Annotated in this window: 9 protein-coding genes; 5 read left to right on the top strand and 4 right to left on the bottom strand. The window is 64.1% G+C overall.

The features are described 5' to 3' along the window. The first annotated feature begins 2 nt into the window (after nt 1-2). From pstB to phoB, 3 genes are read left to right on the top strand one after another with little or no spacing between them, the layout of a single operon-like run. Complete coding sequence (pstB, locus tag FQU74_RS11220) at nt 3-791, top strand: phosphate ABC transporter ATP-binding protein PstB (protein WP_373289016.1); 789 nt, start codon at nt 3-5, stop codon at nt 789-791. A gap of 12 nt (nt 792-803) precedes the next feature. Next, nucleotides 804-1,529, top strand: coding sequence for a phosphate signaling complex protein PhoU (phoU, locus tag FQU74_RS11215; RefSeq protein WP_146286549.1), 726 nt, complete (start codon nt 804-806; stop codon nt 1,527-1,529). Between the two features lie 4 nt (nt 1,530-1,533). Further along, nucleotides 1,534-2,229 (top strand): phosphate regulon transcriptional regulator PhoB, encoded by a 696-nt coding sequence (phoB, locus tag FQU74_RS11210; RefSeq protein WP_146286548.1) that lies wholly within the window; start codon nt 1,534-1,536, stop codon nt 2,227-2,229. 174 nt (nt 2,230-2,403) lie between these two features. Here phoB and FQU74_RS11205 read toward each other — a convergent pair whose 3' ends face one another. Genes FQU74_RS11205 through FQU74_RS11195 form a run of 3 tightly spaced genes read right to left on the bottom strand, consistent with a single transcriptional unit; the run spans nt 2,404 to nt 5,588 of the window. Further along, nucleotides 2,404-3,606, bottom strand: coding sequence for an ABC transporter permease (locus tag FQU74_RS11205; protein ID WP_146286547.1), 1,203 nt, complete (start codon nt 3,604-3,606; stop codon nt 2,404-2,406). Further along, nucleotides 3,606-4,310, bottom strand: a complete 705-nt coding sequence (locus FQU74_RS11200; RefSeq protein ID WP_146286656.1) for an ABC transporter ATP-binding protein — start codon at nt 4,308-4,310, stop codon at nt 3,606-3,608. The genes FQU74_RS11205 and FQU74_RS11200 overlap by 1 nt, the downstream gene beginning before the upstream one ends. A 21-nt stretch (nt 4,311-4,331) precedes the next feature. Then, nucleotides 4,332-5,588 carry an efflux RND transporter periplasmic adaptor subunit gene (locus FQU74_RS11195; RefSeq protein WP_146286546.1) on the bottom strand — a complete coding sequence of 419 codons (1,257 nt, stop codon included), beginning with the start codon at nt 5,586-5,588 and terminating at the stop codon, nt 4,332-4,334. Nucleotides 5,589-5,684: 96 nt separating this feature from the next. Here FQU74_RS11195 and FQU74_RS11190 point away from each other — a divergent pair, with 96 nt between their 5' ends. Both FQU74_RS11190 and FQU74_RS11185 read left to right on the top strand, forming a co-directional pair. Next, nucleotides 5,685-6,470: an alpha/beta hydrolase gene (locus FQU74_RS11190; RefSeq protein WP_146286545.1), complete on the top strand. Its 786-nt coding sequence runs from the start codon at nt 5,685-5,687 to the stop codon at nt 6,468-6,470. 92 nt (nt 6,471-6,562) lie between these two features. Next, the gene (locus FQU74_RS11185) at nt 6,563-8,332 is read left to right on the top strand and encodes a M10 family metallopeptidase C-terminal domain-containing protein (protein WP_146286544.1); all 1,770 of its coding nucleotides are present in this window, start codon (nt 6,563-6,565) and stop codon (nt 8,330-8,332) included. A gap of 8 nt (nt 8,333-8,340) precedes the next feature. Here the strand turns inward: FQU74_RS11185 and FQU74_RS11180 are convergent, their stop codons facing one another. Next, on the bottom strand, nt 8,341-11,763 hold the full coding sequence (locus tag FQU74_RS11180) for a calcium-binding protein (RefSeq protein WP_146286543.1): 3,423 nt from the start codon (nt 11,761-11,763) through the stop codon (nt 8,341-8,343). Between the last annotated feature and the right edge of the window lie 142 nt (nt 11,764-11,905).

The raw sequence follows: 11,905 nt of genomic DNA, 5'->3' as shown, positions 1-11,905 counted from the left end.
ACATGCGAATTGCGGATAGAAAAGTGTCCACTGAAACCGCCAAGATGACCGCCCGTGGGGTGCAGGTCTATTACGGTGAAAACCACGCCCTGAAGGATGTCGACGTCGATATCCTGTCTGGCACCGTGACCGCCTTCATTGGCCCCTCGGGCTGTGGGAAATCGACTTTCCTGCGCTGCCTGAACCGGATGAACGACACCGTCGCATCGGCCCGGGTTCTGGGCGAGATCAAACTTGATGGCGAAAACATCTACGACAAGCGCGTCGACCCCGTGACCCTGCGCGCGCGGGTGGGGATGGTGTTCCAGAAACCCAACCCCTTCCCCAAGTCGATCTACGAGAACGTGGCCTACGGCCCGCGCATCCACGGTCTGACCCGCAACAAGGCGGAACTCGACGAAGTGGTGGAGATGTCGCTGAAACGCGCCGCGCTGTGGAACGAGGTGAAAGACCGCCTCGACGCCCCCGGCACCGGCCTTTCGGGCGGCCAGCAGCAGCGCCTGTGCATTGCGCGCGCGGTTGCAACCTCGCCCGAAGTGCTTCTGATGGACGAGCCCTGCTCGGCGCTTGACCCCATCGCCACCGCCCAGGTCGAGGAACTGATCGACGAGTTGCGCTCGCAATTCTCGGTCGTGATCGTGACCCACTCGATGCAGCAGGCCGCGCGCGTCAGCCAGCGGACCGCCTTCTTCCACCTTGGCCATCTCGTCGAATACGGCGAGACGGGGCAGATCTTTACCAATCCGAAAGATCCGCGCACGGAATCCTACATCACCGGCCGGATCGGCTGATCGGAGCACGCCATGATCAACGAAAAACACATCGTCTCGTCCTTCGACCGTGATCTGGAAAGCGTCCAGGCCATGGTGATGAAGATGGGGGGGCTTGTTGAGGCCGCCATGCTCGACGCAGCACAGGCGCTGGACACACGCGATGAGGAGCTGGCCGCCAAGGTGCGCGCGAATGACAGCGCGATCGACAGCATGGAAGACCAGATCCAGCACGAATGCGCGCGCCTGATTGCTGTGCGCACCCCTGCGGCCACCGATCTGCGCACCGTTCTGTCGGTGATGCGGATCGCGGGCCAGCTGGAACGCTGCGGCGACTATGCCAAGAACCTGGCCAAACGCAGCCTCGTTCTGTCGCAACTGCCGCAGATTGACGGTGCCACGGGCTCGATCCGTCGGATGTCGCGCACCGTCGTGATGCAGCTGAAGGACGCGCTTGATGCCTACATCGCGCGCGACCTCAAGCTCGCGCATGAGGTGCGCCAGCGGGATCAGGAAATCGACCAGATGTACAACGGTCTCTTCCGCGAGTTCCTGACCCACATGCTGGAAGACCCGCGCAACATCACGACCTGCATGCACCTGCACTTCATCGCCAAGAACATCGAGCGCGTGGGCGACCATGCGACCGGCATCGCCGAACAGGTGATCTATCTGGTCGAAGGCCAGTTGCCGACCGATGAGCGCCCCAAGGACTCCGGCGTCTCGGCGCTGGCCGCCGCATCGCGGATGGAAGGCTGAGGCAATGGCGTCAGCACAGGCACAACCGACCGTCCTTCTGGTTGAGGACGAGCCCGCGCAGCGCGAGGTTCTTGCCTATAACCTTGAGGCCGAGGGCTTTGCCGTAAGCCAGGCATCCGATGGCGAAGAGGCGATGATGATGGTGGACGAGGCCGCGCCCGACATCATCATCCTTGACTGGATGATGCCCAACCTTTCGGGCATCGAGGTCTGCCGACGCCTGAAGATGCGGCCCGAGACGCGCTCCATCCCGATCATCCTTCTCTCGGCCCGCGCCGAAGAGGTTGACCGCGTGCGGGGGCTGGAAACTGGCGCGGATGACTATGTCATCAAGCCCTATTCGGTGCTGGAACTGATGGCGCGGGCACGGGCGCAGCTTCGGCGCGTCCGCCCGTCGACAGCCGGCGTCGTGCTGGAGTTCGACGACATCCGCCTCGATCCGGAAACTCATCGCGTCTACCGGGCTGACAAGGTCTTGAAGCTGGGGCCGACCGAGTTCCGCCTTCTGACAACCTTCATGGAAAAGCCTGGCCGGGTCTGGAGCCGCGAAGCGCTGCTGGATCGGGTCTGGGGTCGCGACATCTATGTCGACACACGCACGGTCGATGTCCATATCGGGCGGCTGCGCAAGGCGCTGTGCCAGCACGGCGGTGACGATCCCCTGCGCACGGTGCGGGGCGCAGGTTACGCGCTCGGCTGATCGGACCCAGTGCCATCTGTATCAAGAAGGGGGGCGCTCGCGCCCCCCTCTGCTCATCCGACGGTTCCACAATAGAGAAGCGCCCCGACTGGCCTTCTTCTTTTCCCAAATATCCTCGGGGGTGAATTGGGCCGCAGGCCCAAGAGGGGGCAGACAGCCCCCTGCTCCCCGCCGTCACTGATACCGCAACGCCTCGATCGGATCGAGCCGGGCCGCGCGGCGCGCAGGGAAAAAGCCGAATACCACGCCCACGATGGCCGAGAAGGCAAAGGCCAGCGCGATGACCCATCCCTGCGGCGTGAAGGGTATCCCCATGGCCGATGTCGCCCCCGCTGCCAGACCGAGCCCTACCGCAATGCCAAGAACACCCCCTGCGATGGACAGAACCACGGCCTCGACAAGGAACTGCATCAGCACCTGACCAGATGTAGCCCCCACACTGAGCCGGATGCCGATCTCGCGCGTGCGCTCGGTCACCGAGACGAGCATGATGTTCATGATGCCGATCCCGCCCACCAGCAGGCTGACGGCGGCAACGGCGCTCAGCATGCCCGTCAGCACCGAGTTGACGCCCGAGAGGGTGCTCGCGACCTCTTTCATGTCGATGATGTTGAAGTTGTTGTCCGCACCATCCCCGATCTTGCGGCGTTCGCGCATCAATGCGCCGATATCGCGCAATCCCCGGCTGGTCGATATCCCGTCTTTCAGCCCTATGGAAATGCTGTTGACGTCGGCATTACCAATGATCCGCCGTTGCAGGGTGCGGATCGGCATGATGATGACGTCATCCTGATCCGAACCCATGGCCGAGGCCCCCTTGGACCCAAGCGCGCCAACCACGTCGCATGACAACTGTTTGATGCGGATGGTCTGCCCCACCGGATCGACCGAACCGAAGAGCTCTTCCCGGACAGAGGTTCCCACAAGGCACAAGGCCGCTCCGCCGCGTTCCTCGGCATCGGTAAAGGCGCGACCGGAAGTGACTTGCCAGCCGCCAAGCGGCAGATAGGCCGCGCTCGTTCCGGTGATCTGGGTCGATGTATTGGCATTGCCGTAGACCACAGTCTGGGTGCTATTGACCACTGGGGCGGCATAGGCGACCGATGACAACTGCTGTATCGCGGCAACATCGGCCAGATCGAACTTGGGCGCATCGCTTCCGGGCGGCCCGAACCCTTGCCGTCCAGGACGCATGATCAACAGGTTCGACCCCATGGACGACACCTGCGCCGCCACTGCGCGCGAAGACCCCTCGCCCACCGTGAGCATGGCAATCACCGAAGCGACGCCGATCACCACCCCAAGAACCGTCAGAAGTGAGCGCAGCACGTTGCGGCGGATCGCCTGAACGGCCAGTCGGATCGTCTCCCACAGCATCACGCCACCTTGCCTTGCCGCGCATGGTCGCGCGTCAGATGGCCGTCGGTGAACTCCATGAATCGCGAGGCATATTCGGCCATGTCATCCTCATGCGTGACCATGACAATGGTAATGCCCTCGCGGTTCAACTCGGTCAGCAACCCCATGATCTCATGCGAGCGGTGCGAGTCGAGGTTGCCGGTCGGCTCGTCCGCAAGGATCACCGCAGGGTTCCCCGCCAGCGCGCGCGCAATGGCAACGCGCTGCTGCTGGCCGCCTGAAAGCTGCGAGGGGTGGTGATCCTCGCGCCCCTTCAGCCCCACGCGATCCAGCGCGGCACGGGCGCGCTCGATACGCTCTGCATGCGGCAGCCCCCGATAGATCATCGGCAGTTCCACATTCTCCAGCGCCGTGGTGCGCGGAAGCAGGTTGAACCCCTGAAAAACGAAGCCAAGGTAGTGGCGCCTAAACAGCGCACGCTGGTCCTGACCAAGCTGGCCGAGTTCAACCCCCCGGAACAGATGCTCTCCGGTGGTCGGGCGGTCAAGGCAGCCGATGATGTTCATCGCCGTTGACTTGCCCGATCCCGAAGGTCCCATGATCGCCACAAACTCACCCTTGCGAATGGTCAAGCTGACGCCGTCCAGCGCGCGCACCTCGGCCTCGCCAGTGCCATAGACGCGACGCACGTTGCGAAATTCGATCAGCGGGGCGCCGGGCATCTCGACAAGGTCGGCCATCGGTCAGCCCCCGGTCTGATCGACGATCACCAGATCGCCCTCGGCCAGTCCTTCGGCCTTCACCTCGGTATGCTGGCCATCCGTCAGGCCGGGGGTCACCGGAATCTCGACCGGTACGCCCTGGCGCAGGACCCAGACCGACCGACCCGGCGCACCGGCGGTGGCGCTTGATGGCGGCGGGCGGCGCGGCATGACAAAGGACAGAAGGCTGCCACCACTTGACCGCGAGGCGCGCGGCTCGGCTGAAACGGTGGGCGCAAAGCGCAAGGCCGCGTTGGGCACGGTCAGCGCGTCGTCCACCGTTCTGACGGTGATGTCGGCAGTGGCCGTCATGCCCGGTCGCAGCAGGCCTTCCGAGTTGTCGACCGACAGCACCGCCTTGTAGGTGACCACGCCTTCGGTGTCCTCGGGGGCAAAGCGCAACTGGGTGATCTCTGCCGGGAAGGGCCGATCACGCCAGGCCTCGACCGTGAACTGCGCGGTATTCCCGACCGAGACCTGGCCGATATCCGCCTCGTCCACATCGACCTGCAACTCCATCTGCGACAGATCTTCGGCCAGCGTGAACAGCACCGGCGCATTCAGCGAGGAGGCTACGATCTGCCCCACCTCGGCGGTGCGGTTCAGCACGATACCCCGGATCGGCGACCGGATGGTCGCCTTGTCGAGATCGGCCTGTTCCAGCCGCAGGTTCGCCTCGGCCAGCGTCAGATCGGCGCGGGCGCTGTCGAGCTCGGCCTTTGCGCGCAGATCCTCGGCCTCGGCTGTCTCCAGCGCGGCATGGGCGCTGATCCCGCGCTGACCAAGCTCTTTCGCGCGGGCCAGTTCGGTGCCGGCAAGGCGGGCGGCTGCCTCGGCCTGCGCAACCTGCGCCTTCGCCCGGGCCAGCGACGCCTCGGCATTTGCGACCAGTGCCTCCATCTTCCGGCTGTCGAGCCGGGCCAGCACCTGCCCCACCTCGATCGCGTCGTTGTAATCAACGTCCACAGTCGCAAGCGTGCCGGAAAGCTCTGACGAGACCTCGACCTGGGTTGTGGGCTGGACGGTGCCGGTGGCGGTGACGCGCACGGTCAGGGGCTGGGCCACGGCGGGCTCGGTTACATAGCTGACCTGTGCGCCGGCCATAGACCGCGCATACCAGCCATAACCCGCGCCGCCCGCCAGCAGGGCAAGCAGCACCAGCACCGCAAGCGTCCGTCCCCGACGCTTCCGCCCACCACCTGCCAGCACCTTCTGCACGTCCTCGGCCTGTTCCGTCATCACTTGCTCCAGCAACCATCACGGGTGATACGTTCATGGACCGTATTTCCGGCGACGAAAACCCACGTTCATGTCATCACAAAATCCGGAGCCGCCATGCAGGACGCCGACACCGCCTATGCCAATGCCGCCTTCATTCCCGGCGCCGAGGCGTATCCGTCACGCTGGCGCGCAGCGGCTGCCGACTTCCGCGCAAGCCTTGGGCCGCGCGCCGAAACAGGGCTGCGCTATGGTCCGGCAGAGAGGCAGATCATGGACCTGTTTCTGCCGGATGAAAAGCCGCGCGGCCTGATGGTCTTTGTCCATGGCGGCTACTGGCTGGCCTTCGGGCCCGAGGACTGGTCGCATCTTGCGGGGGGCGCACTTGCACGGGGCTGGGCCTGCGCCATGCCCGCCTACACGCTGGCGCCCGCAGCACGGATCACCGAGATGGCCCAACAGATCGCGCAGGCCTTGCGCAGCCTTGCGGCGCGGCTTCCCGATCTGCAGATCACTGTCACCGGCCATTCGGCGGGCGGGCATCTGGCAGCGCGCATGGGCAATACCGATCAACCCGTACCGCCCATCCGCCGGGTGGTGCCGATTTCCCCGCTCTCTGAACTGGCGCCCCTGATGCAGACCGCGATGAACGATCAACTGCGCCTCGATCCTGCAGAATGTGCCGCTGAAAGCCCGGCCCGCCTGACCCTGCGGCCGGGCACCGAGGCGCATGTATGGGTCGGCGGGCAGGAACGCCCCACTTTCCTCTGGCAAGCGCGGACCCTGTCAGAGGCATGGGCCTGCCCCTGGACTGTTGCGCAAGGACGACACCATTTTGATGTCATCGACGATCTGGCTGATCCCAATTCGGAACTGGTCGCGGTGGTTTGTCCACAAATCTGAAACACCAGTCTGTCTTTCCGGCTTGATCGCCGCCTGCTACAACCGCAGGATGCGCGGTGATGGATTTCGCGCGATTGTTATAAGAGGTTTCCATGTGCCTGCTTTGTGTCTCCGGCACCTCGTCATCGATCGATGAAACGGCTGGAGAGATGAATACCGTCGCCCAAGGCCCCGGTTTGCCGAATTACTCGCTGAACCAGATCGCCGATCAACTGATCAATGGATATTGGGAGTGGGCCGGTTCCGAATGGCGTGCCTTCAAATTGGGTGCCGACCGAGAGCTGACGATTGATCTGCATGACCTGTCCGCGGATGAACGGTTCATCGCCAAGACCGCGCTGGCCGCGTGGTCGGATGTGACGGGGATCGAGTTCACCGAGATCAAGATCACCGAGGAAGGCCACTTCGACGCTGCCGCCAATCGTGGCACCGCGCACAAGATAGCATTGGGCGGGGCGTTCTACGGCAAGCACGAAACTGGCGATTCCGACTGGGTCGAGGTCAAGCTGGTCGAAGGACGGACCTACACCTTCACGCTTGAGCCGTCCGGTGACGACAGGTTGTACGACCCGCGCCTCGTTCTTAGGAACCCCGCTGGCAACATCGTTGCAACAAATAATGACGCCTATGCGGGCACCAATAACAGCCAGATCACCTTTACCGCCGGAGCAACCGGTTCCTTCTATCTGCAGGCCGGATCGAAGTATTACCACGATGTTGGCGAGTACAAGCTCTCGGCCAGTCGTGGGGGGCAAGATCATGCTGGGGCGCAGATCAGTTTCATCAATGATGACGCGGATAGCGCTTGGGCTGGCGCGACACATAGGGACGGGCACCGGATCCTGAATTCGCTGGTAAATGTAGGACGTGATTTCCACTCGGCGGACATGGCGCTCGATTCCTACTGGTTCACGGCCTACATCCATGAAATCGGCCATGCGCTTGGCCTTGGCCATGCCGGTAACTACAACGGCACCGCGAATTGGGCCAATGACGCGCACTATCGGCAGGACAGCAACCTGTTCAGCGTCATGTCCTATTTCATGGCAGGCAGCGGCAACCCTGACATGCGAAATCCCTACTACAAGGGCTCATGGGGGACGGTCGGCACTGCGATGGCCGCCGATATCGTCGCCATCCAGCAACTCTATGGCGGTGGTGGCAAGGTGCGGGCAGGCGATACGACCTATGGCGCCAACAGCAATGTTGGCGGCTATCTGGGCCTGCTGTCCGGCGCGATGTTCGATGGCGACAGGGTCGATGAACGGGTCTGGTCGGGCGGGAACATGATCCTGACGATCTATGACACCGGCGGCACTGACAGGCTGGACCTGTCGACCGTCCCTGTGGGTCAGAAGATCAATCTTGGACAGAACACGCTCTCCTCGGTCGGCGGGTTCACCAACAACATGCACATCGCCCGGGGCACGATCATCGAAGAGTTGATCACCGGGGCAGGATCTGACCGGCTGACCGGCAATTCCGTCGACAACATGATGGATGGGCGGGATGGCAATGACAAACTCTTGGGTCTTGACGGAGACGACAAGCTTATCGGAGGGGCGGGTCGCGATGTTCTGCGCGGTGGCGCGGGCGATGACACCCTGATTGGCGGGCTTGGCGCCGACCGTTTTCAGTTCACGGGTGGTGCTGACCGCGCCGCAGCTTTCGAAGACGATATCGACACGCTGGTTCTGGATCGCGATCTCTGGGGTGGCGGGGCGCGCAGCATCGACGATATTCTGGCCTCTGCAGTAGATTTGGGCAGTTCGGTCAGGCTGTATTTCGGGGCAGGCAACAATATCGTCTTGAAGGGCGTCAGCCGGATTGAGGATCTGCGCGACGATATCGCCTTTATCTGAGCCCGCGCTCAGATCACCTCGATTGCGGCGCGCAGCGTGTCCAGCGAAGCGATGTCCGAGAACTCTATCCAGGTGTGTCCGAACTCCAGCCGGACGTGATCGCCCAGATCACGTCCGAAGCGCTGCACAACCTGTTGCGACGACAGCCCCCAGACGTTGCGAAATTGGCCGTCGTCGATCACAAGCCGGTCGCCTGCGCGGGCCGAGAAGTCGATCACGCGATCCCGGCCTGTGCTCAGGACAAAGCGGTCGGCGCCCAGTCCGCCGATCAGGGTGTCATTCCCCGCGCCGCCGGACAGGATGTCGGCCCCCGCTCCTCCCTCCAGCCGGTCGTGACCGGCGCCCCCTTTCAGACGGTCCGCGCCACCAAGGCCCCGCAGCACATCGCGGCCATCACCCCCTGCAAGACCGTTCGCAGCAGCACTTCCGGTAAACCGGTCATTTCCTGCCGCCCCAATGATGCACTCAACCGATTGAAGCGTCACACCCCCATCGGTCAGCTGCTGCTTGGTCGTGGTGCCAAGCACGATCCGTCGCCCGCCCTCGCCCGTCACTGCCAGGGTGTCCTGCCCCGGACCGCCAAGAACCGTGTCCTGTCCAGTTGCAAGGACAAAGCGATCATTGCCCAGCCCCCCTAGCAAGAGATCATCGCCCGCTCCGCCAAGGACTACGTCGTCGCCTTCGCCGCCCTCCAGCGTGTCATTGCCGCCAAAGCCCGACAGTCGATCTGCGCCCTGATTTCCCTGCAACTGGTTGGCCAGATCATTCCCGGTCAGGCTGTCAGCGCCACTGCCACCGGCGAGCGCCTCAATCCCATTCAGAAGGTCCAACCCCTCACCCGTATTCTGCGCGATGAGGATGCGCAGATCGACCTGCACGGCGGCCGGGCCCGCGAAGGCCGCCCAATCCAGCCCATCGCCGCCCAAGAGCGTGTCATTGCCCGCACCGCCCAGCAAGCAGTCATCGCCCCCGCGACCCGAGAGGCTGTCATCGCCCGCCCCGGCATCCAGCGTGTTCGCGCCCTCATCGCCGTAGACGGTATCGTTCCGCGCCCCGGTCATGACATTCTCGATGCCGGACAAGCTGTCGATGCCACCGCCACCGGTGCTCTGCGGCCCTTGCAGCGCCAGATCGATCTCTACGCCCGACTTGTGGATCATAACGACCCAGTCGATCCCGGCGTCCCCCTGCAGAACGTCGTTGCCGGTATCCCCGAACAGCCAGTCATCCCCCGCCCCACCCGAAAGCGTGGCATGGCCACTTTCCCCAAAAAGGCTGTCGTTGCCGTCGCCACCCGAAAGCGTGTCGTTGCCCTTGCCGCCACGGATCTGATCACGTCCCCCGCCGCCAGAAATTGCATTGCCAAGGGCGTCGCCCTGCAGAGTGTCGTCAAAATCGCTGCCCAGCAGATGCTCGACCCCGATCAGCACATCACCGCCCTCGGCATGGCCCAATGTCAGATCGACCTGAACGCCTGTGTCCGAGGCCGCCCAGCTTGCCGTATCGGCCCCGTCGCCGCCATCCAGCGTATCGGCCCCCGCCCCACCCGCCAGCAGATCGTCCCCCGTCCCACCCACCAGTCGATCCGCACCGCCACCGCCCAGCAAGGTGTCGGCACCGGCGCGCCCGCCCAGCCGGTTGCCGCTGTCATCCCCCGCGAGCCAATCGTCAAAGCCGCTGCCCAGCAGATCCTCGACCGAGTCGTATTGGTCAGCCTGCCCGGCACTCATCGCCTGCGGCCCGCCGGCAAGCGAGGCACGGACACCCGCCGTCATCTCCGCGTAATCGGCCACGTCACGCCCGGATCCCCCGATCAGCAGATCGGGTCCCGCCGATCCGACCAAGGTGTCGGCCCCGCCAAATCCGGTCAGCGTCTCGGCGGCGGCGGTGCCCTCAATCCGGCGCCCGGCAATCACGCTGGGTGTGGTCAGGTGCCAAAGCCCGAAGAGCCCCGCCGACGAGAAGTCCGAGGGGCGCAGCGTCACACCCTCGGCCGGGTGCAGCACCAGAATCTCATCCCGCCACCGGATCGTGATAACCCCGGCCGATTCCGAGATATCCAGCGACTGAACCGAATAGATGCGCCCCCAGTCCGAGAGGTCGATGTGGTCCTTGGTCGGGTCAAACCCCTTGATCGTGTCGCCCTGTCCGTCGCCCGAGAGAACGAAATGGTCAGCGCCCTCGCCACCGATCAGAATATCCGCACCTGCCCCATCGACCAGAACATCATCGCCAGCGCCCCCCGAAAGCGTATCATCGCCCGCCCCACCCCACAGCAGATCATCGCGCGCATCGCCCGAGATTGCGTCATCCCCGTTGCCCCCCATCGTCATTGGCGCCAGATCGCCGGGATCAAAGCGCAAGCGCACGATCCCCGCACCCTCGCGCCCGATGACGAGTTCGATCCGCCCGTTGATCACGATGGCCTCGATCGCGACGATCCGCTGCAGGCCCACCTCGGCCGAGGTGATGACCTGCCCCGCCGTGATCAGCCGCCCGTCAGGCAGCATCCGAAACGCCTGCACCCCGCCATCCGCCCCACCCGCAAAAAGAAAGACCTGCGCAGCAACCTGCGCCGCTGCCACGGCCTGAACCGACTGGAAGCGCGTCTCGCGCGTATCGATCACATGGTCGGCCAGCTGCATCTGGCCATCATCGTCCAGCGCCACGATGGAGATCGACGATGACCCTGCGGCCGCGACCACCGCATAGCTGCGCCCAAAGGCTTGGACGACCTGCAGATCGGTGGGCGCCGCAATCCCAAGGCCCGCGCCTGCCCCCACCTGCGAGACGGCGGTGATCATGCCTGCATCCGAGATGCGCCAAACACGCAGCGCTTCTTCGGCATTCGACAGGCTCAGCAGATAGAGGTTCCCACCGACGCGCACATCGGCAAGGGCCACGACACCCTGTGCATCCGACCGGTCATGGAACAGCTCGGCCTGCCCGATCCTGGCCAGCCTGCTCTTGGCCCCCAACTGCCAAAGCTCGATCGTCTCGCCCCCGGCACGCACAACCGCGATCACATCCGTGCTGCCCAGCCGGAACTGATCATGCGCCGAGAACACCCCCACAGGCCCCCGCGCCAGCGAAAAGCCCGCCCCCATGCTGCCATCGCCGCCGAGGTTCCAGCCTCCTAGCGCTCTGGAGTATCCGCCCGTCACCAGAAGGCGGGTCGTGCCGTCATAGGTCAGGAACGAAAGCGCAGGCCCTGCCGAAAGGCGCGTTCCGGCATCGGTGACTTGATGATCCACAAGCGCAAGCCCGTCCCCTGTGCTGGTAAGGGTGAAGGATAGTAGCCCGCCCCCCGCCCGTGTCGCGGTGAACACCTGCACGGCGCCATCCACCACCCGAACCGCGATCTCGGCCACACCCGCAATCAATTGCGATGCGGCCGCACGGAACGTGCCCACATAACCGAAGCGGCCCACACCAGCCCCCCGAACCCGATTTCACACCCGGGTTCAGGGTCCGGTAACAAACTTTGCCAGTTCTTAACACTTCACGGCAAGGGCCGCGCATGCTGTGGCAAAACCGGGGCCTTCGCCCCCAGTTTTCGGCAAATTGCGCGCA

Origin of the sequence: Gemmobacter aquaticus (assembly GCF_007859075.1) — a bacterium.
GTDB classification, from domain to species: Bacteria; Pseudomonadota; Alphaproteobacteria; order Rhodobacterales; family Rhodobacteraceae; genus Gemmobacter; species Gemmobacter aquaticus.
This window is presented reverse-complemented; position numbering and strand designations above follow the sequence as displayed.

Bases quoted from the DNA above. Each gene is read 5' to 3' on its own strand.
- pstB (WP_373289016.1), top strand. From the start codon at position 3: ATGCGAATTGCGGATAGAAAAGTGTCCACTGAAACCGCCAAGATGACC.
- phoU (WP_146286549.1), top strand. From the start codon at position 804: ATGATCAACGAAAAACACATCGTCTCGTCCTTCGACCGTGATCTGGAA.
- phoB (WP_146286548.1), top strand. From the start codon at position 1,534: ATGGCGTCAGCACAGGCACAACCGACCGTCCTTCTGGTTGAGGACGAG.
- FQU74_RS11205 (WP_146286547.1), bottom strand. From the start codon at position 3,606: ATGCTGTGGGAGACGATCCGACTGGCCGTTCAGGCGATCCGCCGCAAC.
- FQU74_RS11200 (WP_146286656.1), bottom strand. From the start codon at position 4,310: ATGCCCGGCGCCCCGCTGATCGAATTTCGCAACGTGCGTCGCGTCTAT.
- FQU74_RS11195 (WP_146286546.1), bottom strand. From the start codon at position 5,588: ATGACGGAACAGGCCGAGGACGTGCAGAAGGTGCTGGCAGGTGGTGGG.
- FQU74_RS11190 (WP_146286545.1), top strand. From the start codon at position 5,685: ATGCAGGACGCCGACACCGCCTATGCCAATGCCGCCTTCATTCCCGGC.
- FQU74_RS11185 (WP_146286544.1), top strand. From the start codon at position 6,563: ATGTGCCTGCTTTGTGTCTCCGGCACCTCGTCATCGATCGATGAAACG.